Source organism: Acuticoccus sediminis, from assembly GCF_003258595.1.
Taxonomy (GTDB): Bacteria; Pseudomonadota; Alphaproteobacteria; order Rhizobiales; family Amorphaceae; genus Acuticoccus; species Acuticoccus sediminis.
Window position 1 is genome coordinate 165,371 of the sequence record NZ_QHHQ01000004.1, and the last position, 23,292, is coordinate 188,662.

Below are 23,292 nucleotides of genomic sequence, written 5' to 3' on the forward strand. Positions count from 1 at the left end.
GGCCCCGCTAGACCTCGCCGTGGGCCTTCTCCTCACCCACGTCCTTGGCCATGGGCTGGCAGGTCAGCCCGCCGCAGCCGGTCGGCGGGCCGACGTCGTACCAGCCGTGCACGGTGTAGAACCTGTGGGCCGTCACCGTGCTCTCCAGCCGGCCGCTGGGATAGCCGGCGGAGCGGATGTGCTCCTCCATCGCGCCCAGCAGGGCCTTGCTGTGGCCCGTGAAGCGGCGGCCCGGTGCGACGTAGTTCAGCAGGATCGTATCGCCGCGGATCATGCCGACGGCCGCAATGTCGCCATCGTCGCGCGAGACGAGGACGGCGAGCGCCGGGTCCATGATCCACTCGAGCACGTTCTCGCGCGTCTTGTTGGCGGTCCACCTGGTGACGATACCCGGGTCGTCATGATGGTCGGCTGCGCACAGGTCGCGGATCGACCTCGTCAGCACTTCGGCGATCCGGGGGGCGTCACCAGGCGTCGCCTCCTCGATCTTGTGCATCCCTGCCTCTCGCTCAGTCGGTCTGCATTATGCATCATAGCATTGGACGGCGTGCGGGTGCGCGCCGCTGCAAGTTGGGGACCTATGAAAGTCGACGTTGTTGTGCTGGGTGCCGGAATGGTCGGCATCTCCACCGCGATCCACCTCATGGACCGCGGCCGCTCCGTTGCCCTGGTGGACCGCCGGGGCCCGGCCGAGGAGACCTCGTACGGCAACGCGGGTCTGATCCAATCCGAAGCGGTGATGCCGTACGTCTTCCCGCGTGATCCGATGATACTCATTCAGGCCGCCTTCGCGCGGCGCACGGACGCGCGGGTGCGCTGGTCGGCGCTGCCGAAGATCGCGCCCTTCATCATCGCCTACGCACGCTCCGGCTCCAGCGAGATGGCCCGGCGCACGGCTGCGGCGAACGTGCCGATCCTGGCGCGCGTGCGGCAGGAGCACGAGGCGCTGATGGACCGCGCCGACGCCCGCCATCTGCTCCGCGAGGGCGGCTACATCATCGTCTTCCGCAACGGCCGCGACCTCGAGGCCCACTCGGTCGGCGACGAGGCGACCCGACGGGAGTACGGCGTCGAGTTCGAGGTGTGGGACGGCGCGCGCACGGCGGCCGAGGAGCCCAACCTGCTGATCGACGTCGCCGGCGCGATCCACTACCCCACACCGGCGCGGGTCGACGATCCGGGCGACGTCGGCAAGGCCTACGCGGCGCTGTTCGAGGCAAGCGGCGGCCGGCTGATGACGGGCGACGCCCGCAGCCTGACGCGCACGGGCACCGGCTGGCAGGTCACGACCGAGGAATCGGGCCCCCTCACCGCGAACGAGGTGGTCGTCGCACTCGGCGCGTGGTCGGGCGAGGTGCTTCGTCCGCTCGGCGTGAACGCGCCGCTCGGCGTCAAGCGCGGCTATCACATGCACTACCGCCTCAAGGGCAACGTGCAGCTCAACCGGCTGATGTTCGACGGCGACAACGGCTACGTGCTGACGCCCAACAAGCGCGGTATCCGCCTCACGTCGGGGGCGGAGTTCGCCGACCGCGACGCGAAATCGAACTTCGGCCAGATCGACAAGGCGGAAGAGTTCGCGCGCGGCCTGTTCCCGCTGGGCGAGCGGATCGAGGCGGAGCCGTGGCGCGGCGCACGGCCGTGCCTGCCGGACATGCTGCCGGCGATCGGCCCGGTGACGGGGCAATCCGGCCTCTTCGTGAACTTCGGCCACCACCACCTCGGCTTCACGATGGGTCCGGCCACCGGCCGGCTGCTCGCCGAGGTCATGACCGGCGAGACCCCGTACACCGACCCGTCCCCCTACAGCCTCGACCGCTTCTGACGGCGCCGGCCATCAGGCGACGACGCCGTCCGCCTTCAGCGACGCGCGCTCGTCCGCACCGACGCCGAAGTCGGCGAGGATCCGGTCGGTGTCCTCGCCGGTGAGCGGCGCGCGCCGGCGCACGCCGCCGGGGGTGGCCGACATCTTGACCGGCGTTCCCGCCACCGTGAGGGGGCGCGCCGCGCCGGGAACCTCGACCTCGGGGAGCATGCCGCGGGCGGCGAAATGGGGATTGGCGAAGATCTCGTCGGCGCGCAGCACCGGCCCGAACGGGATCCTGCCGCCGAAGATCTCCGTCAGCTCCGCCTTCGTGCGCGCCGAGGTGTACTCGGTGACGATCGCGTTCACCTCGTGGCGGCGGGCGACGCGGTCCGGGTTGAGGGCGTAGCGCGGATCGGCGGCGAGCTCCGGCCGGCCGATCACGGTCACGAACGGACCCCAGAACTCGTCCTTCGGAATGCCGAGGCTGACGTAGCCGTCCTTCGCCCTGAAGAGCCCGAAGGGGCACAGCAGCGGGTGGCCGTCGCCCTCAGGGCCAGGCACGTCGCCGGTCGCGGAATGCTGGTAGACGAGCCGCTCGCACACCGCGAGGACGCCGTCGACCATGGCGACGTCGACGAACTGGCCCTCCCCCGTCGCCCGCGCCCGCAGCACCGCCGAGACGATCCCGAACGCGGTGAACAGCGCCGGGATGAGGTCGCCGACGCCCGGCCCGATCTTGGTCGGCGCGCCGCCGGGGACGGGACCGGTGATGCCCATAATCCCGCCCATCGCCTGGGCGACGGGGTCGTAGGCGGGCCAGTTCGAATACGGGCTCTCCCCGCTCGCCGGATCGCCGAAGCCGCGCAGCGCCGCGACCACCAGGCGGGGGTTCTCCTCGCGCAGGGCCGCGTAGCCGGCGCCCAGCCGCTCCATCACCCCGGCACGGAAATTCTCGATGATGACGTCCGACTGCGCCGCGATGCGCTTGAAGAGCGCGATCCCCCGCGGCGACTTCAGGTCGATGACGATCGATTCCTTGTTGCGGTTGATCGAGGCGAAGTAGCCGCCGTAGCCGCCCTCCTCCATGCGGGTCTGCCCGTCCATGAACGGTCCCACGCGGCGGGTGGTCTCGCCGCCGGGCGGCTCGATCTTGATGACGCGGGCGCCCTGGTCGGCGAGGAGCATGGAGGCGAAGGGGCCGGACAGCATCTGGGTGAGGTCGATCACCGTCAGGCCTTCAAGTGCGCCGCTCATCGGGGTCCTTCTCCTGTTCCGCCGTCCATCGCATGCCGCGACACTGCCCCGGCGCCAGGGCCGGCGCCATGCCCGGGGCATGCCGGACCCGATGCGCCGCGGACCCGCCGCCCGCGGCATCAAACGACGCGGCGGCGGCGATGGCCAGCGCCGGACGCCCGATGGCCGCGAGAGGGCGAAACTATGGCCCCGGGGATCGCTGCGACCGCGCACCTGATATGCACTTTTGATGGCATACCATTTGCCTATAAAGCGTGCGTCCCGAGGGGACGAATTGACACAGTGTGCGCCTGCCGGCCGTCCGGCCGATGGGCTAGCATTGCGCGCGATCGAAGGGCGAGCCGATTGCCCGTTTTTGCGCCAGGCGCGTATTCGGGACGGCTCTAGGAGAAACAATGGCTCAGGTTCGGCTAGCAATTGATATCGGCGGTACGTTCACCGACGTCGTGCTCGACACGGGGGACGGGCGGGTCGACACCACGAAGGTGTTGACGACGCCCAAGGCACCGGAGGACGGCGCCCTCACCGGGATGATGGTGGTGCTGGACGCCGCCGGGCTGAAGCCGGGCGACGTCGACCTGATCCTGCACGGCACGACGCTCGCGACCAACGCGCTGATCGAGCGCAAGGGCGCAAGGACCGCGCTGATCGCCACGGAAGGCTTCCGCGACGTCCTCGCCATCGGCTACGAGGACCGCTACGACCAGTACGACATCGGGATCGTCAAGCCGGCCCCGCTCATTGACAAGGCGCTGCGCTTCACCGTGCCGGAGCGCGTGGCGGTCGACGGCTCGGTCCTCCTGCCGCTCGACGAGGGGGCGGTCCGCGCCCTGGTGCCGCAGATCAAGGCATCCGGCGCCGAGGCCGTCGCGGTGGCGCTGATCCACGCCTACGCGGCGCCGGCGCACGAGGAGCGCATCGGCGCGATCCTCGCCGAGGAGCTGCCGGGCGTGTCGGTCAGCCTGTCGAGCGCGGTCTCGCCTGAGGCGCGCGAGTACGAGCGCACGATGACGACCGCGGTGAACGCCTACGTTCAGCCCCTGATGGCCGGCTACCTCGGCCGGTTCGAGACACGCCTCGCCGAGGAGGGCTTCAAGGCGCCGGTGCTGCTGATGACGTCGGGCGGCGGCCTGACCACCATCGGGACCGCGCGGCAGTTCCCGGTGCGCCTCGTCGAATCCGGCCCGGCGGGCGGCGCCATCCTGGCCGCCGAAGTCGCGCGGGCCTGCGGCGAGGACAAGGTGCTGTCGTTCGACATGGGCGGCACGACGGCGAAGATCTGCCTCATCGACGCCGGCACGCCGAACACGGCGCGCGTCTTCGAGGTGGACCGGCAGTCGCGCTTCACCAAGGGCTCGGGCCTGCCGATCCGCATTCCCGTGATCGAGATGATCGAGATCGGCGCGGGCGGCGGCTCCATCGCCAAGGTGGACGCGATGAAGCGCATCGCGGTGGGTCCGCATTCCGCCGGCTCCGATCCCGGCCCGGTGGCCTACGGCCGCGGCGGCGAGCAGCCGACGGTGACGGACGGCGACCTGACGCTCGGCCGCCTCGATCCGGACGACTTCGCCGGCGGGCGCATCAAGCTCGACGCCGAGGCGAGCGCCGCGGCCATCACCAAAGCCGTCGGCGAGCCGCTCGGCCTCGCGCCGCGCCTCGCCGCCTTCGGCATCGCCGAGATCGTCGACGAGAACATGGCGAACGCCGCCCGCGTCCACGCGGTCGAGAACGGGGCGGACGTCGCGACCCGCACGCTGATCGCCTTCGGCGGCGCCGCGCCGCTCCACGCCGGCCGCCTCGCCCAGAAGCTCGGCATCGACAAGGTGATCGTGCCGGCGCACGCGGGCGTCGGCTCGGCGGTCGGCTTCCTCTACGCGCCGGTCTCCTTCGAGGTGGTACGCAGCGCCTTCGTCCCGCTCGACGGCATGGACCGCGACGCGGTCGCGCAGATGTACGCCGAGATGGACGCGGTCGTGCGCCCGGTCGTGACGGCGGCGGTCGCCGAGAGCGAGGTGAAGCCCACCCGCACGGCGTACCTGCGCTACATGGGCCAGGGTCACGAGGTCCCCGTGGAGGTGCCGGAGGACTTCGACCCGGCCAAGCTGAAGGCCGCGTTCGAGACTGCCTATACCGCCCTCTTCGGCCGCACCATCGCCAACGCCGCCATCGAGGCGATGAGCTGGTCGCTGGCGCTGGCCGCCCCGGCGAACGCCGAGCGGATGACCGAGCGGGCGAGCGGCAGGACCGAGCCGACCACCCGCACGCTGTTCGACCCGGACAGCGAGGCGACGGTGGAAGTCTCCGCCTACCCGCGCGCCGCCCTGACCGACGGCACCGAGATCACCGGCCCCGCCCTCGTCACCGAGGCCGCCACAACGACCGTGGTCCCGAAGGGCTACTCCGCCGCGCTCAACGCGGACGGCCACCTCATCCTCACCCGCCAACCCGTCGCTCAGGAGATCGCCGCGTGAGTGCTGCCGATGCCATCCGCAACCAGGTGATGTGGGATCGCCTGATCGCCGTCGTCGAGGAGCAGGCCCAGGCGCTCCTGCGCACCGCCTTCTCCACCATCGTGCGCGAGGCGGGCGACCTCTCCGCCGGCGTCTTCGACCTCGAGGGCCGCATGCTGGCTCAGGCGGTCACCGGGACGCCGGGCCACGTCAACTCCATGGCGGAGTCGGTGAAGCACTTCATCGACATCTTCCCCGTGGAGACGATGAAGGAGGGCGACCACTACATCACCAACGACCCGTGGCGCGGCACCGGCCACCTCAACGACTTCGTGGTGACGACGCCGGCCTTCCACAACGGCAGGATGGTCGGCCTCTTCTCCTGCACGAGCCACCTGATCGACATCGGCGGCATCGGTTTCGGGCCGGACGGGCACGACGTGTTCGCCGAGGGCCTCTCGATCCCGTTCCTGAAGCTCTGCGACCAGGGCACCATGAACGAGACGCTGATGGCGATGATCCGCGCCAACACGCGCCTCTCGGTGGAGACCGAGGGCGATGTCTACTCGCTGGTCGCCTGCAACGAGATCGGCGCCAAGCGGCTGTCGGAGATGATGGGCGAGTACGGGCTGACGACGCTCGACGCGCTTGCCAGCCACATCTGCGACGCCTCTCGCGCGGCGGCGCTGGAGCGGATCGCGGCGCTGCCCAAGGGCACGACGCGCAACTCGATGACCATCGACGGGCTGGACAAGCCGGTCGACCTCGTCGCCGCGCTCACGGTGGCCGAGGACGGCATCCACGTCGACTACGACGGCACGTCCGGGACGGCGAAGAAGGGCATCAACGTGCCGCTCGCCTACACCCGCGCCTACACCGCGTTCGGGCTGATGGCCGCGCTCGCCAAGGGGATCCCGAACAACGCGGGCTCGCTGTCGGTCTGGCACATCGACGCGCCGGACGGTTGCATCCTCAACGCCCCGCGCGGGCTGCCGGTCTCCTCGCGCCACATCATCGGCCAGATGCTACCGGACGTGATGTTCGGCTGCCTCGAGCCGCTCATCCCCGAGGTGGTGCCGGCCGAGGGCACCTCCTGCCTCTGGAACGTGACGCTGCGCGGTCAGGCCAGGAAGGACAACCTCGGCCGTCATGGCTTCGCGGTGACGATCACCACCAACGGCGGCACCGGCGCGCGTCCGAACAACGACGGCCTGTCGGCGACCGCGTTCCCGTCGGGCGTGAAGGGCTCGCCGGTGGAGATCATGGAGCAGGCCGCGCCCGTCGTCGTGTGGAAGAAGGAGCTGCGGGACGGCTCGGGCGGCGCGGGCAAGTACCGCGGCGGCGACGGTCAGGTGATCGAGATCGAGAACCGGTTCGGCCAGTCGATGGAGCTCCTGGCCGCGTTCGACCGGATCGACCATCCGCCGCGGGGCCGGGCCGGCGGCGGCAACGGCGCGTGCGGCACGGTGGCCCTGTCGGACGGCCGGAAGCTGAAGGGCAAGGGCACGCAGGAGATCCCGGCGGGTCAGCGCCTGTGCATCCAGACCCCGGGCGGTGGCGGCTTCGGCAAGCCGGTCGCCGGCGCGGCCGAGTAGGCCCGGCACCTTCCGCGACCCGCCTCCGCGGCGGGTCGCTCCGCCCCTTGCCCGGGTCCAGACGCGGGCGCGCTGCCCCGGCGCCGACCGTCGTTTGCATTTCGACAGATCATGCCGGACATCGTTCCGAATATCGGTGTCGTCCGCACGCGTTTACAGCGTCGCTTTCGGTGCAGCGCCGCCGCTTCTTCGGGAGATTGACGGCAGCGGCGGGGCGGCGCATCGGGCGCGGGCCACATCCGGTCGCGTCAACCGACAGTCATGATGATGATCCCGACAACCGAATTCTGAAAATTCGCCATGGAACTGCCCTCCCGGGATCGGAACGAAAGGCCAAAGGGCAATGATCGGAAAGCGGCGCCACGCTCTCAGGGTGTGGTAGCGGCAACCTAAGTTGATGATACTACAACCGCTTTTCGAACAGCGACATTGACCGCCCCACCCCCCCGATCGACGCATAGGCTGGTCGAAATTCCGTCTCACCGGCCCCTTAATTGATCCAGAACTAAAGTTCCGCTTTTCAGCGGCACCTATATTAAAATCGCCCTTTAAGGCCTGTTTTTGCGTACGAATCGATCTCGCGACCGATGGCGCGGTTTACGAAAGCAATGTTTTTGTTATTGATCGCTCCACTGCCCGTCAGCCGGCAGATTGGAGGAGACACAATGACAAAACCCAAGGTTAGCCCGCTCAGCCGCCGTTCCTTCCTGCGCACCGGCGCGGTCGCAGGTGGCGCGGCCGCCGCGACGACCCTCGCCGCCCCGGCGGTCCTCGCCCAGTCGCCTATCGTTGTCAAAATGCAAACGTCCTGGCCCGCATCCGACATCTGGATGGACATGGCGCGCCAGTACACCGACCGCGTGGAGCAGATGTCCGGCGGCCGCCTCAAGGTCGACCTCCTGCCGGCTGGCGCGGTCGTCGCCGCGTTCCAGGTGATGGACGCGGTCAACGACGGCGTGCTCGACGCCGCGCACTCGGTCTGCGCCTACTGGTACGGCAAGAACAAGGCCGCGTCCCTGTTCGGCACCGGCCCGGTGTTCGGCGGCAACCCGACGACGATGCTCTCCTGGTTCTACCAGGGCGGCGGGCGCGAGCTCTACAAGGAGCTGACGCAGGACATGATGGGCCTCAACGTCGTCGGCCTGCTCGGCTTCCCGATGCCGGCCCAGCCGTTCGGCTGGTTCACCAACCCGGTCTCCGGCGCGGACGACATCAAGGGCCTCAAGTACCGCACCGTCGGCCTCGCCGCCGACCTGATGCAGTCGATGGGCATGTCCGTGGCGCAGCTTCCGGGCGGTGAAATCGTACCGGCCATGGAGCGCGGCGTGATCGACGCGTTCGAGTTCAACAACCCCTCGTCCGACATGCGCTTCGGTGCCCAGGACGTGGCGACCAACTACTATCTCGGCTCCTACCACCAGGCGTCCGAGGCGTTCGAGTTCCTCTTCAACCGCGACTTCCTCGAGGACCTCGACGACGACCTCCGCGCAATCATGGAGTACGGCGTCGAAGCCGCGTCGACGGCCAACACCGCCTTCGCGCTCGACAACTATTCGTCCGACCTGCAGAAGCTGAAGGACGGCGGCGTCAACGTCCAGCAGACGCCGGATTCGATCCTTGCGGCGCAGCTCGACGCATGGTCGGTGATGATCGAGCAGCTCGAGACCGATCCGTTCATCAAGAAGGTCCTCGACAGCCAGCGCGCCTGGGTCGAGCGGGTCACCTACTACGAGCTTCTCAACGCCCCCGACTACCGTCTGGCCTACAACCACTTCTTCCCGGGCGTCCTCCCCTCCTGACGCCCGCTCCCATCGAGGCGGCCCGGCGCATGATGCCGGGCCGCACTGGAAGGTCCGGACCGGCCGGCCGAGCCGGTCCGGAGTTTGCCCGGTCCGGCCAATCACACGATGCGACGAGAGGGGAGCCGCGCACGCCACATGACTAGCTTCATCCGCTTCGCCGACGCGCTGTCGGCGGCATTCGGCAAGGCATTCGCCTGGCTGATCATCCTGATGACGATCGGGACGAGTTACGAAGTCTTCGTTCGATACGTCCTGAACGACCCGACCCCGTGGGCGTTCGACGTCTCGTTCATCAACTACGGCACACTGTTCATGATGGGCGGCGCCTACACCCTGTCGCGGGGCGGGCACGTGCGGGGCGACTTCCTGTACCGGCTGTGGAAGCCGCGCACGCAGGCGATCGTCGACCTCACCCTCTATCTCTTCTTCTTCTTCCCCGGCGTCACGGCGCTGATCTTCGCCGGCTGGAAGTACGCGAGCCGCTCGTGGCGCTACGGCGAGGTGAGCGTCAACTCCCCCGCGGGCATCCCGATCTTCCAATTCAAGACGGTCATCGTCGCCGCCGGCATCCTCCTCTTCATCCAGGGGATCGCCGAGATCCTGCGCGCCATCAGGTGCATCCAGACCGGTGAGTGGATGCGTGCGCACGAGGACGTGCACGAGACCGAAGACGAACTGATGAACAAGGCCGCCGAGGCCGAAGCGGGCAACCATCCATGACCGATCCCCAGCTCGCCCTCACCATGCTGGGGCTCTTCATCGTCCTGGTCTTCCTCGGCTTCCCGATCGCCTTCACGCTGATGGCGATGGGCATCGGCTTCGGCTACTACGCCTACTTCGACGCCGCGCGCCAATGGCGCCAGTACCTGCGGCTCGACGAGACGGCGACGAGCTGGGACCAGTGGTCGCTATGGTTCGACGGGTTCCTCAACAACCGCATCTTCGACCTCTTCATCAACCAGACCTACACGGTGATGAGCAACGAGGTGCTGACGGCGGTGCCGCTGTTCCTCTTCATGGGCTACATCGTCGAGCGGGCGAACATCGTCGACCGGCTGTTCTCGACGCTCAACATCGCCTCCAAGCGCATTCCGGGCTCCATGGGCGTCGCGGCACTCGTCACCTGCGCGCTCTTCGCGACCGCCACCGGCATCGTCGGCGCGGTGGTGACCCTGATGGGCCTGCTCGCGCTGCCGGCGATGCTGAAGGCGCGCTACAACCCCTCCTTCGCCTCCGGCATCATCTGCGCCGGCGGCACGCTCGGCATCCTGATCCCGCCGTCGATCATGCTGATCGTCTACGCGGCCGCATCGGGCGTCTCCATCGTGCGGCTCTATGCGGGCGCGCTGCTGCCGGGCCTCATCCTGGTGGGGCTCTACCTCCTCTACGTCGTCGGTCGCTCCATCCTGCAGCCGTCCGCCGCGCCGCGCCCCACCAAGGAGGAGGTGCCGGACATCCCGATGGCGACGATGCTGCGGATGATCGTGGTGTCGTTCGTGCCGCTCGCCTTCCTCATCCTGGCGGTGCTCGGCTCGATCCTCTTCGGCCTCGCGACGCCCACCGAGGCGGCGGCGATCGGCGCGCTGGGCGGCCTCGTGCTGGCGATCGGCTACCGGGCGCTGACGTTCCAGCGGCTGCGCGAGTCTGTCTACCTGACGGTGCGCACCACGGCGATGGTGTGCTGGCTCTTCGTCGGCTCCTACACCTTCTCCTCGGTGTTCTCGTACCTCGGCGGCGAACAGATCATCTCCGAGTTCGTGACCGGGCTCGACATCACCCCGCTGCAGTTCCTGCTGCTGGCCCAGCTCATCATCTTCCTGCTCGGCTGGCCGCTGGAGTGGTCGGAGATCATCATCATCTTCGTGCCGATCTTCCTGCCGCTTCTGGAGATCTTCGGCATCGACCCGCTGTTCTTCGGCATCCTGGTCGCGCTGAACCTGCAGACGTCGTTCCTGACCCCGCCGATGGCGATGTCGGCCTACTACCTCAAGGGCATCGCACCACCACAGGTGAAGCTGACGCACATCTTCGCGGGTATCATGCCGTTCCTGCTGATGGTGTTCATCGCGATGGCAGTGGTCTACCTGGTGCCGGGCTCGGTCTACTACCTGCCGGAGCTGTTCTATGGGCGCTGACCCGCGTCTCATGGACCTTCCGGCGCCGATCCTCGTCGAGCGGATCGCCGCCGGGGCGATGCGCGCGGAGGACCTCGCGAACGCGGCCGCCACCCGCGTGGAAGCGGCGGACGCAGCGGGGCTCGCCTGGTTCGACGGAACCTACCTGCGCCGGCAGGGCACCTCGATGGACCGCTGGCGCGGCACCGGGCGGCCCCTCGGCGCGCTGCACGGGCTCCCGGTGGTCGTCTCCGACCTGGTCGACACCGCCCGGATCGCGACGAGACTGGGATTCTCCGGGCACGCCGAGCGCGTCCCGGAGCACGATGCCGCCCTCTTCGAGCGGCTCCGCCAGGCGGGTGCCGTGCTCGTCGGCAAGGGCACCGCGCCGGCCTTCGGCATCGGCATCGCCGCGGAGGCCGCGGGGCCGGTGCGGATGCGCTTCGCCCCCGCGGCCGTCACCACCTGCAACGACGGGTCGGCGCTCGCGGTCGCCGCGGCGGACGCCGTCGTCGGCTACCGTCCGTCGGCCGGCCGGGTGCCGATGCGCGGCGCCTATGCCGCCTCGCCCACCCTCGCCGCGCCGACGATCCTCGCCACGGACCTGACGGGCGCGGCGATGGTCGCGGACACGCTGTTCGCGCCCGACGAGCACACCGCGTTCGCAATGCCCGCCCCGCCGCCCGGCCTCAGGGCCGCGACGTCGGGGACGCCGCTGGTGACGCCCACGATCGCCGTCGTCCCGCCGCTGTGGTGGGACGAGGCGGACGCCGACATCCGCGAGGCGTTCGCCGAGCTGGCCGGGGCCATCGGGAGCCGCGTCTTCGAGGCGCCCCTGCCGCCGATCTTCGGCGAGGCGGTGCCACAGGCCCGCCGGATCCTGTCCGCCGAGGCCGCCAAGACCCTCCACGGCACGGTGGAGCGTCACGGTGAAGCCCTGCCCGCGCCCGTGACCGCGCTCGTCGCGGAGGGCGAGGCCGTCACGGCGCGCGAGTACCTCACGGCGCTCGACTGGCGCACCGTGCTTGGCGCAGGGCTCGGCGCGATCCTCGACCGGTGCGACGTGATCCTGACCGCCGTGTCGCCCCGGGTGGGCGCCGTCGGACCGGCGGACGCCAACCTCGCGCTCGCCTTCCTCGGCCTGCCGGCCGTCACGCTGCCGCTGCTTGCGGCGGCGGACGGGCGCGCCATCGGCCTCCAGCTCGTCGGCCGCAGAGGCGACGACGCGCGCCTCCTGCGCACCGCAGCCTGGCTGCAAAACCTCATCCTCGGCCAAGGGGAGCCGTCCTGATGCTCGAACGCACCCTCTCCGTCGTCGCCTTCGCGGTGCTGTGCGGCTTTCTTTTCATCCTGATCTGGTTCGTGCCGCGGCTCGATCTCGGCCTCGTCCTCGCCGTGACCGTGCTCCTGTGCGGCTACGACATCCTGATCCACCGGCCGCCCGCGGGACGTTGAGCCCGCTGCGGCGGGCCATGACGGACCGGCGCGAGGCTGCCATTGACGGTTGCACTCGCCGCTTTGGTCACGTATATGGCCCGCCATCCCACACGTGAGCGAATCTCCGGTGCCCCGATGAGCGGGGCCAGCGCTCGCGGCGGTTCAACCGGATAGAGACAGATATGGCACTGCCCGATTTCACGATGCGTCAGCTCCTCGAAGCTGGCGTCCACTTCGGTCACCAGACGCACCGCTGGAACCCGAAGATGCAGGACTACATTTTCGGTTCGCGCAACAACATCCACATCATCGACCTCGCGCAGACGGTTCCGCTGCTGCACCAGGCGCTGAAGGCCGTGTCCGACACGGTGGCCAAGGGCGGCCGCCTGATGATGGTCGGCACCAAGCGTCAGGCCCAGGAAGCCGTCGCCACCTCCGCGACCGAGTGCGCCCAGTACTACGTCAACGCCCGCTGGCTCGGCGGCATGATGACGAACTGGAAGACCATCAGCCACTCGATCCGTCGCCTCAACAACCTCGAGGACATGATGCAGGGCGAGGCCCAGGGCCTCACCAAGAAGGAGCGCCTCAACCTCGACCGTGAGCGCGAGAAGCTCGAGCGGAACCTCGGCGGCATCAAGTCGATGGGCGGCGTGCCGGACATCGTGTTCGTGATCGACACGAACCGCGAGTCCATCGCCATCCAGGAAGCCCGCCGTCTGAACATCCCCATCGTCGCGATCCTCGACACCAACTGCGACCCCGAGGGCATCACCTACCCGATCCCGGGCAACGACGACGCCGCGCGCGCCATCACGCTCTACTGCGACCTGATCGCCCGCGCCGCGCTCGACGGTCTGCTCCGCTCGCAGGGTGATTCGGGCTACGATCTCGGCGAGGCCGAGGACGTGCCGATGGAGCCGGAGCTGTCCGAGAACGGCGCCGAGGAGGTTGCCGTGGAGGCCCCGGTCGAGGAACTGATGGAGCCGACCCCGGAAGACACCGGCGACGCCCCGGCCGAGTCCGAGACCCAGTCGGCCTAACCAGCCGGACCCGTCACGACATCGACGGCCTGGTCCCGACCCCGGGGCCAGGCCGTTTTCGTTTGCGCCACGCGGCCGACCGATCCGCGCCGGCCAAATGCCCCGCGCCGCCGCGAGCGGCCGAGGCGCCCGCCTGCGGCGCAAGGTCGCCATCGGCGCTCCGCACGTCCCCGCCGCACCGCTCGGCCAGGCACCGATGCCGGCGGGGCCGGACACGGGCGCGGCGACGGGAGCCGCCCGGGCCGGCCCTCCAGTTCATCCACAACCGAAATGCTGCGGATCGCGCGTCCGGATGCCGCCGGGCGGCGGCGAGCCCCCGGACGGCAGGGCGTTTCGAGGAAAAGGCGCGATCGATCGGGACCGCCGCATCGGCCGCGCAATCAACCGGTTTCGAAACTCCCGCCCTCGGATCGCCCGGACCGTGCGCCGGCTCTTGTTGGGGCGTCACGGCCTGTTCCCGCGCGATGACGGTCGTGTGATCACGGAAACGAGATCGGCGCGCACGTTGATTTGGACAAACTCCGAATTAGCCTCGGTCTGGTTCCGGCGCGCACGGCGGTGTGGCCGGGCGCACTCGCGATACGTCGACCCGGAGCAATCGATGCAAAAGTCCCTCGCCGCAGCCGGCATCGCCGCGCTTGCCCTGTCCGTCGCCCTCACCCCGGCCCGCAACGCCAACGCGCAGGGCGGCTCGCCTCAGGCCGAACGGCAGGAGATCATGAAGAGTGTCGGCGACGCCATGGGCGTCCTCGGCGGAATGGCGAAGGGCGAGCGTCCCTACGACGCCGCCGCCGCGACCCAGTCGCTCGACATCTTCATCGCCAAGGTCCCGCCGTTCCTCGAGCTCTTCCCCGAGGGGACCGAGACCGGGCACGAGACGCGCGCCCTCCCCGCCATCTGGGAGAACAAGGCCGACTTCGACGAGAAGGGCGAGAAGCTCGTCGCCGTCGCCGAGGCCTCCAAGGGACCGGCCGGCGAGAGCCTCGACGGTCTGCGTTCGGTCATGCGCGACGTCGGCGGCGCCTGCCAGGCGTGCCACGAGACCTATCGCCGTCCCAAGAACTGACACGCGGCCGGTCCTTTCCAGCCGTCCCGAAGCTGCCGGGCGCCGATCGTCGGCGCCCCGACGGAGTGATTTGCCATGCGCAAGCTGGTCGCCCTCGCGGTGGTGATCGCCGCCGGCGCCGCGGGGTTCTGGTTCCTCACCGCGCCACAGCCGCTGCCGGCGGCGGAGGTGCCGACCGGCGGCGACGCGGCGCGGGGCGAGGCCGTGTTCTGGGCCGGGGGCTGCGCGGCCTGCCATGCCGCGCCGGGCGCGACGGGCGACGACCGCCTCGTCCTCGCCGGCGGGCTCGCGCTGGAGACGCCGCTCGGCCCGATCGTCGCGCCGAACATCTCGCCGTCCGCGGCGGGGATCGGCGAATGGTCGGACGCCGAGTTCGCCAACGCGCTCCTGCGCGGCATCTCGCCGGAGGGGACGCACTATACCCCCGCCTTCCCGTGGGCCTCGTATCGCAACATGCGTCCGCAGGACGTCGCGGACCTGCGCGCGTTCATGGCGACGCTGCCGCCGTCCGACAACGCGGCGGAGGCGACCGGGCTGCCCTTCCCGTTCAGCTGGCGCCGCCCCATCGGCCTCTGGAAGCGTTTCGCGCTCACCGACCCGCCGCCCGTGCCTGACGGCGCCGACGACACGGTGCAGCGCGGCTACTACCTCACGGTCGCGCTCGGTCACTGCGGCGAATGCCATACCCCGCGCACGACGCTGTTCGCGATGGATCCGGCACGCTGGCTCGCCGGGGCGCCGAACCCCGACGGCGACGGGACCGTCCCCAACATCACGCCGTCGAGCGCCGGGATCGGCGACTGGCCGGCCTCCGACATCGCCTACCTGCTCGAGACGGGCTTCACGCCCGACTTCGATTCGGTCGGCGGATCGATGTCGCCGGTGGTCACCAACTGGGGCCACGTCCCGGCCGGGGACCGCGAGGCGGTCGCCGCCTACCTGAAGGCGATCCCGCCGGTCACCGAACCGGCGCAATAGCGCCGGTCGCGCGGGGCGCGCGCGTGAGCCGATGCGGCCCGCGCCGTCGTGCCGGTGCGCCTCCTAGGCGCGGACGGCGACGACGTCGAGAAGCTCGGCCTCGATCACGACCGCCTCGGCGGTGCCGATGTTGTGGCGCGTGAAGAGGGCCTCCAGGTCCTCGCGCAGATCCTCGCGGTCGTCCGGGTCGAGATCGGCGACGGCGACCATCGACGGGCCGAAATCGTTGAAATAGTGCTCCACCGTCTCCGGCACGGGCGTGCCATACTCGATCCGGTAAGGATGCCGTGACAGGGCGAGCGAGGCGACGCCCTTTGCGAAGCGGTCGCGGACGGTCGCCTCGTCTCCCCACAGGAGCGGCGAGGGTATGTCCGGCATCGGCGCATACTTCGCGAGCGCCGCGAAGAAGGACGCGATGAACCCGCCGTCCGCCCAGTTGCCCATGACGAGGCGCCCGCCGGGCCGCGTCACCCGCAGCATCTCCGCGGCGGCCCGCTCCGGGCGCGGCGCGAACATCGCCCCGATGAGGCTGACGGTGAGGTCGAAGGTCTCGTCCTTGTAGGGCATGTCCTCGACGTCGCCGGCGTCGAGCTTCACCTCGAGCCCGCCGGCGTGGACGAGGGCGTTCGCCTTCTCGATGTTGTTCTCGGAGAGGTCGAGGCCGGTGACCTTCGCGCCGGCCCGCGCCGCGGGCAGCGCGATCTGCCCGGTCCCGCAGGCGACGTCGAGGATCCGGTCGCCCGGACCGACCGCGAGGCGGTCGAAGAAGGCCGCGGCGCCCGGCTCCAGCGTGCGGGCCACCGTTTCGTAGTCGCCGCTGTTCCAGACGAAGTGAAGCGCGGTCTTCAGCTTGGACAGGCTTTCCTGATCCATGGCTCGACCTCCAGCGTGCCGCTGGACCCTTCCAGGGCCGCCTCGCGGAGGTTAGTGGCCAAATTTGGTCACAATGAGGTCCGACGCCGAAAGATGAGCGAAGTTCGCGGGACCGGCGGCGATGTTCACGGACCTGCGCGTTGTGCGTCTCGCGCAATGTGCCCATCTTTGGAGTGGCTTCATCGAAGGACGTCCCATGTTCGACTTGAATCTAGGGATCAATCTCTACTTGATCGCCGCGGCGATCCTGGTGTTCGTGGTCATCGTCGCCGCGGTGAAGACCGTGCCGCAGGGCATGCACTACACGGTGGAGCGGTTCGGCCGCTACACCCGCACCCTTCGCCCGGGGCTCAGCATCCTGACCCCGTTCGTGGAGCGCATCGGCGACAAGATCAACATGCGCGAGCAGGTGCTCGACGTGCCGAGCCAGGAGGTCATCACCAAGGACAACGCCACGGTGACGGCCAATGGCGTGACCTTCTTCCAGGTGCTGGACGCGGCGAAGGCCGCCTACGAGGTGACCGACCTCGAGGTCGCGATCCTGAACCTCACGATGACCAACATCCGCTCCGTCATGGGGTCGATGGACCTCGACGAGCTGCTGTCGAACCGCGACGAGATCAACTCGCGGGTCCTGCGCGTGGTGGACTCGGCGGTGGACCCGTGGGGCGTCAGGATCACCCGCATCGAGATCAAGGACATCAACCCGCCGCCCGACCTCACCGCCGCGATGGCGCGGCAGATGAAGGCCGAGCGCGAGAAGCGCGCCCTCGTGCTGGAGGCGGACGGCGCCCGCCTCGCCGCCATCGCCCGCGCCGAGGGCGAGAAGCAGTCGCTGATCCTCGCGGCCGAGGGCCGGCGGGAGGCCGCGCTGCGCGACGCCGAGGCGCGCGAGCGCGCCGCCCAGGCGGAGGCGAACGCCACCACGTCCGTGTCCGAGGCGATCGCCAAGGGCTCGGTGCAGGCGATCAACTACTTCGTGGCGGACAAGTATGTCGGCGCGCTGCGCGACCTCGCGGCGGCGCCCAACCAGCGCACGCTGATCCTGCCGGTCGATGCCGTGGCGACGCTCGGCTCCCTCGCCGGCATCGCCGAGATCGCCCGCGAGGCGTTCGGCCCGCACCCCGCAGGCGCCAGTCCCCCCACGCCGCCGCCCCCGGCCACCGACCCCTGGAGCGACATCAACGCGCGCCTCTCCGGCGTCACCCGCGCGGCGGAGACCGCGGCCGCGCCGCAGAGCGCCGTCCCGCCCGCCGGCCCGGCCCGCGAGGCAGACGCCGCCGCGACAGCAGCCCCGCAGGAGGGCGTGCGTACGGACCGGTTCCGGCGCATCAGCGAGGCGACGGAGGCGCTCGCCGAGCGGCTCGCGCGGCACGACCTGGGAGGGCGCTGAGGTGATGCTCCTCCTCGCCGTCCTGCGCGACCTCGGCCCCTACGCGTGGTTCATCGTTGGGGCGCTGTTCCTCATTGCCGAGGTGGTGCTGCCGGGGATCAACCTGATCTGGTTCGGCGCGGCCGCCTCGGCGACGGGACTTGCGGCGCTCGCCTGGCCGCCGGCGTTCGGCAGCGGCCTCGGCTGGGAGGGGCAGATGGTGGCCTTCATCGGCTTCGCGGCGGTCAGCGTGATTGGCGCCCGCTTCCTCGCCGCGCGGCGCTTCGACGACGGTGCCGACCGCGTCAACCGCGACCTGACGGCCTATGTCGGGCGCGAGCTCGTGCTCGCCGAGCCCATCGTCGCCGGGCACGGCCGCGCCCATTGGGGCGACAGCCTCTGGCGCGTGACCGGGCCGGATCTGCCGGCGGGCGAGCGCGTGCGCGTCGTCGGCGTCGACGGGGCGACCCTGCGGGTCGAGCCGGTCCACGCCGTGCTGGGCGAGGCGCGGACGGCCTGACGGGGCTCACCGGTGTTCGGCACGGCCCCCGCCGGCGCGCCTTACCCGTGCATAACCGGGACACCCCTCCGCCGGCCCCTTCCGGGCGGGGGGAGCGGGCGGCAGACTTGGGCCATGCTGGCTTATCCTTTCGGTCCTCTCGTCGAAGGCACGTGGGTCGAGCGCCGCAAGCGCTTCATGCTCGACGTCGCCCTCCCCGACGGCACCATGATCACCGCCCACTGCCCCAACACCGGGGCGATGACGGGCCTCACGAACCCGGGCGCGCGCGTCCTGCTGTCGGTGTCGGACAACCCGAAGCGGCGCTACCGGCACACGCTGGAGGCGGTCGAGGCGGACGGCGTCTGGGTCGGCGCCAACACGCAGAACCCCAACCGCGTCGCCCTCGCGCTGGCGCGCGCCCGCGTCGCCCCCTTCCCCGCGGCCGGCGAGATCCGGCCGGAGGTGAAGTACGGCAAGGCGGAGCGGATCGACATCCTCGTGACCGGCGAGGACGGGCGGCGCACCTTCATCGAGATCAAGAACGTCCACATGCTGGAGCGGCCCGGCGAGGCCTCGTTCCCCGACTGCGTCACCGCGCGCGGCGCCAAGCACCTCGGCGCGCTGGCGGACGTCGTGGCGGCGGGCGACGACGCGCTGACGGTCTTCCTCATCCAGCGCGGCGACTGCGACGTCTTCCGTCTCGCCCGGCATATCGATACGGCATACGGCGAAGGCTTCGACAGGGCGCTCGCCGCCGGGGTCCGTTTCGCTGCGCTGAGGTGCAGCATATCGCCGGAAGGCATCCACGCGGACGGCCTGATCCCGATTCTGGACGGCATGACCGACGTGCAATTGAGCCAAGCTGCCCGCGTGGCCGCCTGACACCTTGCGTTTCGCCGCCAAAACGCCGAGATAAGTCCAGCGGAAGGAGGCACGGCGGACATGGTGGAGTTTATTGATGCGGACGTCGCGCCTGCTCGCAACACGGGCCAGGTGCGGATCTACGGCAAGGACGCCTTCGCCGCGATGCACGCCGCCGGGTCGCTGACCGCGAAATGCCTCGACGAGCTGGAGGACTTCATCGTCCCCGGCACCACGACGGAGGCCATCGACGAGTTCGTCATGGCCTTCGCCGAGAAGCACGACGTCATTCCGGCGACGCTGTACTACCGTGGCTACCGCCACGCGACGTGCACCTCCATCAACCACGTGGTCTGCCACGGCATCCCGTCCCCCAAGCCGCTGAAGGAAGGCGACGTCCTCAACGTGGACGTGACCTTCATCCTAGACGGCTGGCACGGCGATTCGTCCCGTATGTACCGCGTCGGGCAGATCCGCCGCGCGGCCGACCGTCTGCTGGACGTGACGCTCAAGGCGCTCGACCTCGGCGTGAAGGCCGCCGTCCCGGGCAACACCACCGGCGACATCGGCTACGCGATCCAGACCTACGTCGAGGGCGAGCGCTGCTCCGTGGTGCGTGAGTTCTGCGGCCACGGCGTTGGCCGGCTGTTCCACGACATGCCGAACATCCTGCACTACGGCCGTCCCGGTGACGGTGTGCGGCTGCAGCCGGGGATGATCTTCACCATCGAGCCGATGGTGAACCTCGGCCGACCGCACGTGAAGGTCCTGTCGGACGGGTGGACGGCGGTGACGCGCGACCGCTCGCTGTCGGCGCAGTACGAGCACACCGTCGGCATCACCGAGGACGGGTGCGAGATCTTCACGTTCTCCCCGCACATGGTCGTCACCGACTAACCAATCAGAGATTGCATCTTCGGTGCAATCTAAAGTAATCTTCCCTCGAGAACGGGGGTGGATCCATGGCCGAGCAGGACCGCGGCACAGAGCGGGTTTCGAGCGCTGCACTGACCCTGCTTCGCGCCGCGATCTCGGCCCACGCCGCCCAGTCGGGCAGCGGGCAACCGGCGCGTAAGCGAACCTCCCCCACAACCGCCACGCCGCCGGAGACCAGGTCATCGCCGGACGAGGCGCGCCGTTCATCCGAGACTGCCCGGGACGATCCGGCCGCTTCGGCGGAGCGCCCTGCCCGGCTCCGCCATCCCGCCGGGGACGATCCCGCTCGGCATCCGGAGGCCAACCAGGCGGAGCTTTTCGGAGAAGGGCCGGACGCGCCGGCGAGAGCCAGTGGCGACGAGGGGCAGCGCCGCATCAGCGTCGACCTGTCGAGCGGGCATCGCGACCGGCTGCGGGCGCGCTTCGACCGCGGCGAGACGCTACCGGAATACGAACTCCTCGAGCTTCTCCTCTTCCGCTCCATCCCACGCCGCGACACGAAGCCGATCGCCAAGGCGCTGATCGCCGAGTTCGGCTCCTTCGCCGCGGTTCTCGCCGCCCCCGCCGCGCGGCTGATGGACGTGAGCGGCGTCGGCGAGCGTGTCGTCGGCGACTTCCGGCTGATCCGCGCGGCGGCCGAGCGGCTGACCCACGACGCCCTCGCCGACCGCGTCGTCCTCAGCTCGACCGACGCCGTGGTCGACTTCTACCGTGCCAGACTGCGCGGGCTGGAGCGGGAGGAGTTCCACGTCCTCTACCTCGACAAGAAGAACAAGATGCTGGTGTCGGAATGTGCCGGTGCGGGGACCGTCGACCACACGCCGGTCTACCCGCGCGAGGTGCTGAAGCGGGCGCTGGAGCTCGGCGCGAGCGCGATCGTCCTGATCCACAACCATCCGTCCGGTGACCCGGCCCCATCGCGGGCGGACATTGCCGTCACCGCGAAGATCATCGACGGGGCGCGGCCGCTGGGGCTTGCGGTGCACGACCACATCATCATCGGCGCCAACACGTACATCTCGCTGCGCAGCGAGGGGTACGTGTAGGCGTCCGGCGACGGTCCCTACCCCTCCGGCGTCAGCGGAGCGGGCGGGGCCACCAGGTCGGCGATGTAGGGCGGGAGCGCGAAGGCCGCACGGTGCACCGCCGGCGTCCAGTAGCGCGTGGCAAGGCCCAGCCCCTCCGCCCGCTTCTCGAGGGTCGCCTCGGAGACGGACTTCAACGACGGGTCCGTCGACAGGAAAGCGTGCGCCATCGGCCCGCCGGTGTAACTCGGCACCGTCGACAGGAAGAACGCGACGTCCTCGAAGACCCCGCGCAGCGTCTCGGCATGGCCGCCGAACCAGCCGCCGGTCAGGAACGGCATCCCGGACTGGCAGACCATGACGCCCCCCGGCCGCAGCAGCCGCCGGCAGTCGGCATAGAAGGCGGACGTGAAGAGCGCCGCGCCGGCCCCCATCGGATCAGGCGAGTCGACGATGATCGCGTCGAATTCCGCCTCCGCCTCGCGCACGAAGCGGGCCCCATCGTCGATCACGAGGTCGAGGCGCGGGTCGTCGAAGGCCCCTCTCGAGATGGACGGCATCTCGCTCACCATGAGGTCGACGACGGCGCGGTCGATCTCCACCAGCGTGACGCGCGACACCGGGTGACGCAGTACCTCCCGCGCCACGCCGCCGTCGCCCCCGCCGAGGACGAGGACGTCGCGCACCGCGCCGTGGGCGAAGAGCGCCACGTGCGACATCATCTCGTGATAGACGAACTCGTCCCCGGTGGTGACCTGGATGGCGCCGTCGAGGGTGAGGACGCGGCCGAAGCTCGGATTGTCGAACACGACGAGCGTCTGCTCGCCGTGCACCTCGCGCACCGCCCGGGTCACTTTCAGCGAGGTGCGGAACCCCGCCTCCTCATTGACGGCTTCCGTGATCCACCCTGCGCCGGCCGGCGCCGTCAAAGCCCGCGGCCGCGCAGGAACTCGCTGACGGCGATGTGGCTCGGCGAGAACGCCTTGCGCAGCACCTCGATGCAAGCCTGCGGCTCGGTCTCGCCGCACATGAAGATGTCGAGCGCGGCGTACCGGTGCTCGGGCCAGGAGTGGATCGAGATGTGACTCTCCGCCAGGACCGCGACGCCGGACACACCACCATTCTCGTCAAAGTGGTGCAGATGCACGTGAAGGAGGGTGGCACCGGCCACTTCGACGCACTCTTTCAGCGTCTCCTCGATGTGCGCCAGATCGTCCAGGCGCTCCCCACCGTAGACGTCAACGATGATGTGCGCGCCGGCGCAGCGAACGCCGTCACGCAACATCATGTGCTCATCGGCCGATGCGGTCGCTGCCGGCATTTCGGCGATGAAATCCTCGTCCACGACGTCATCGATCGTGCGGGTCAGGGGGCGGTGTTGAGCCATCCGCGTGTGCCACCTCGTTCTTCGTAGTCAAACATTCGGTTCCGGTCGCGAACGTATGCGCACACGCCCGCGCAATCAAGTCGCGAGGCGCACTCAGCGCGCATCCCGCGACACACGTCATAATCGCGTCCCCGGATTGCATCAGCGTTTCCAAAAACTATATTTCGGGGCGAGATATATCGGGCCGACATATTCCGAATCGAGGGCAACTTGGCCGCCGAAACCCTGAGCCCCGTCGCCATGCTGTGCCTCGCGATCCTGTTCGATGGCGAGCGAACCGGCTACGAGATCAAGAAGGAGTCGCTCGAGGGGCGGCACCGCTGGTTCGTCGACGCCAGCTACGGCTCGATCTACCCCGCCCTCGCCCGCCTCGCGCACCACGAGCTCGTCACCGTGCGGGAGGAGATCCAGTCCGGCCGCCCCTCCCGCAAGGTCTATTCGATCACCGACGCCGGCCGCGCCACCTTCCTTGCGACCCTGTCGCAGTCGCCGGGGCCGGACGTCTACCGCTCGCGGTTCCTCCTCCTGTCGACCTTCGCGCCGCGCCTTCCGCGCCACGTCATCCAGGCCGCGATCGAGGAGCGGATGCAGGGCCTTCGCGACGAAATCGCCGCGATCCGGGCCGCCGTCGACGAGGCGGACAAGGACGGCGCCCCCCACTGCGACGCGCTGGGCTGGGCGGCGGCGTACGGAGAGAACTGCCTCAGCGCCCACCTCGACTTTCTGGAGACCCACGGCGAGACGCTGATCGCCATGTCCCAGACCGACATTGCCGACGCGGCGGAGTGAC

At 69.7% G+C, this 23,292-nt stretch carries 22 protein-coding genes; 17 read left to right on the top strand and 5 right to left on the bottom strand.

Annotated features, from left to right (window positions below; genetic code table 11):
* Positions 1–7: 7 nt before the first annotated feature.
* On the bottom strand, positions 8–496 hold the full coding sequence (locus DLJ53_RS18945) for a GNAT family N-acetyltransferase (protein WP_111348133.1): 489 nt from the start codon (positions 494–496) through the stop codon (positions 8–10).
* An 84-nt stretch (positions 497–580) separates the two neighbouring features.
* On the opposite strand from DLJ53_RS18945, the gene DLJ53_RS18950 reads away from it, so the two are divergent.
* The gene (locus DLJ53_RS18950; protein ID WP_111348135.1) at positions 581–1,825 is read left to right on the top strand and encodes an NAD(P)/FAD-dependent oxidoreductase; all 1,245 of its coding nucleotides are present in this window, start codon (positions 581–583) and stop codon (positions 1,823–1,825) included.
* Between the two features lie 12 nt (positions 1,826–1,837).
* On the opposite strand, the gene DLJ53_RS18955 is transcribed toward DLJ53_RS18950, so the two are convergent.
* Positions 1,838–3,061, bottom strand: coding sequence for a CaiB/BaiF CoA transferase family protein (locus tag DLJ53_RS18955; RefSeq protein WP_111348137.1), 1,224 nt, complete (start codon positions 3,059–3,061; stop codon positions 1,838–1,840).
* Positions 3,062–3,456: 395 nt separating this feature from the next.
* Here DLJ53_RS18955 and DLJ53_RS18960 point away from each other — a divergent pair, with 395 nt between their 5' ends.
* The 10 genes from DLJ53_RS18960 (at position 3,457) to DLJ53_RS19000 (ending at position 15,546) form a co-directional block, all read left to right on the top strand.
* A complete protein-coding gene (locus tag DLJ53_RS18960) occupies positions 3,457–5,532 on the top strand; it encodes a hydantoinase/oxoprolinase family protein (RefSeq protein WP_111348139.1) in 2,076 nt (691 codons plus the stop codon).
* On the top strand, positions 5,529–7,106 hold the full coding sequence (locus DLJ53_RS18965; protein ID WP_202913236.1) for a hydantoinase B/oxoprolinase family protein: 1,578 nt from the start codon (positions 5,529–5,531) through the stop codon (positions 7,104–7,106). The genes DLJ53_RS18960 and DLJ53_RS18965 overlap by 4 nt, the downstream gene beginning before the upstream one ends.
* Positions 7,107–7,771: 665 nt before the next feature.
* Entirely contained in the window at positions 7,772–8,905 is a 1,134-nt protein-coding gene (locus tag DLJ53_RS18970; RefSeq protein WP_111348141.1) for a TRAP transporter substrate-binding protein, read from the top strand.
* A gap of 138 nt (positions 8,906–9,043) precedes the next feature.
* A complete protein-coding gene (locus DLJ53_RS18975) occupies positions 9,044–9,628 on the top strand; it encodes a TRAP transporter small permease subunit (protein ID WP_111348143.1) in 585 nt (194 codons plus the stop codon).
* Positions 9,625–11,043, top strand: a complete 1,419-nt coding sequence (locus tag DLJ53_RS18980; protein WP_111348145.1) for a TRAP transporter large permease — start codon at positions 9,625–9,627, stop codon at positions 11,041–11,043. The genes DLJ53_RS18975 and DLJ53_RS18980 overlap by 4 nt, the downstream gene beginning before the upstream one ends.
* Positions 11,033–12,313, top strand: a complete 1,281-nt coding sequence (locus DLJ53_RS18985) for an amidase family protein (RefSeq protein ID WP_111348147.1) — start codon at positions 11,033–11,035, stop codon at positions 12,311–12,313. Before DLJ53_RS18980 ends, DLJ53_RS18985 begins: the two co-directional genes overlap by 11 nt.
* Positions 12,313–12,477: a hypothetical protein gene (locus DLJ53_RS35585; RefSeq protein ID WP_202913237.1), complete on the top strand. Its 165-nt coding sequence runs from the start codon at positions 12,313–12,315 to the stop codon at positions 12,475–12,477. Before DLJ53_RS18985 ends, DLJ53_RS35585 begins: the two co-directional genes overlap by 1 nt.
* A 164-nt stretch (positions 12,478–12,641) precedes the next feature.
* The gene (rpsB, locus tag DLJ53_RS18990; RefSeq protein WP_111348149.1) at positions 12,642–13,502 is read left to right on the top strand and encodes a 30S ribosomal protein S2; all 861 of its coding nucleotides are present in this window, start codon (positions 12,642–12,644) and stop codon (positions 13,500–13,502) included.
* Between the two features lie 601 nt (positions 13,503–14,103).
* On the top strand, positions 14,104–14,568 hold the full coding sequence (locus DLJ53_RS35270; protein WP_162409381.1) for a c-type cytochrome: 465 nt from the start codon (positions 14,104–14,106) through the stop codon (positions 14,566–14,568).
* Positions 14,569–14,643: 75 nt separating this feature from the next.
* Positions 14,644–15,546, top strand: a complete 903-nt coding sequence (locus tag DLJ53_RS19000) for a c-type cytochrome (protein WP_111348153.1) — start codon at positions 14,644–14,646, stop codon at positions 15,544–15,546.
* Positions 15,547–15,609: 63 nt separating this feature from the next.
* Here the strand turns inward: DLJ53_RS19000 and DLJ53_RS19005 are convergent, their stop codons facing one another.
* Positions 15,610–16,419, bottom strand: coding sequence for a class I SAM-dependent methyltransferase (locus DLJ53_RS19005; protein WP_111348155.1), 810 nt, complete (start codon positions 16,417–16,419; stop codon positions 15,610–15,612).
* 196 nt (positions 16,420–16,615) lie between these two features.
* Here DLJ53_RS19005 and DLJ53_RS19010 point away from each other — a divergent pair, with 196 nt between their 5' ends.
* From DLJ53_RS19010 to radC, 5 genes are all read left to right on the top strand, one after another.
* Positions 16,616–17,812: an SPFH domain-containing protein gene (locus DLJ53_RS19010; RefSeq protein ID WP_202913238.1), complete on the top strand. Its 1,197-nt coding sequence runs from the start codon at positions 16,616–16,618 to the stop codon at positions 17,810–17,812.
* A gap of 4 nt (positions 17,813–17,816) precedes the next feature.
* The gene (locus tag DLJ53_RS19015) at positions 17,817–18,311 is read left to right on the top strand and encodes an NfeD family protein (RefSeq protein ID WP_111349053.1); all 495 of its coding nucleotides are present in this window, start codon (positions 17,817–17,819) and stop codon (positions 18,309–18,311) included.
* A 114-nt stretch (positions 18,312–18,425) separates the two neighbouring features.
* A complete protein-coding gene (sfsA, locus tag DLJ53_RS19020; protein ID WP_111348157.1) occupies positions 18,426–19,175 on the top strand; it encodes a DNA/RNA nuclease SfsA in 750 nt (249 codons plus the stop codon).
* Positions 19,176–19,235: 60 nt separating this feature from the next.
* A complete protein-coding gene (gene map / locus DLJ53_RS19025) occupies positions 19,236–20,051 on the top strand; it encodes a type I methionyl aminopeptidase (protein WP_111348159.1) in 816 nt (271 codons plus the stop codon).
* A gap of 65 nt (positions 20,052–20,116) precedes the next feature.
* Entirely contained in the window at positions 20,117–21,136 is a 1,020-nt protein-coding gene (radC, locus tag DLJ53_RS19030; protein ID WP_111348161.1) for a RadC family protein, read from the top strand.
* Positions 21,137–21,153: 17 nt separating this feature from the next.
* Here the strand turns inward: radC and speE are convergent, their stop codons facing one another.
* Both speE and speD read right to left on the bottom strand, forming a co-directional pair.
* Complete coding sequence (gene speE, locus DLJ53_RS19035; RefSeq protein WP_211100625.1) at positions 21,154–22,044, bottom strand: polyamine aminopropyltransferase; 891 nt, start codon at positions 22,042–22,044, stop codon at positions 21,154–21,156.
* Positions 22,041–22,502 carry an adenosylmethionine decarboxylase gene (gene speD, locus DLJ53_RS19040; RefSeq protein ID WP_211100626.1) on the bottom strand — a complete coding sequence of 154 codons (462 nt, stop codon included), beginning with the start codon at positions 22,500–22,502 and terminating at the stop codon, positions 22,041–22,043. The genes speE and speD overlap by 4 nt, the downstream gene beginning before the upstream one ends.
* A gap of 210 nt (positions 22,503–22,712) precedes the next feature.
* Between speD and DLJ53_RS19045 the strand changes: the two genes are divergently transcribed.
* On the top strand, positions 22,713–23,291 hold the full coding sequence (locus DLJ53_RS19045; RefSeq protein ID WP_202913240.1) for a PadR family transcriptional regulator: 579 nt from the start codon (positions 22,713–22,715) through the stop codon (positions 23,289–23,291).
* Position 23,292: the final 1 nt, after the last annotated feature.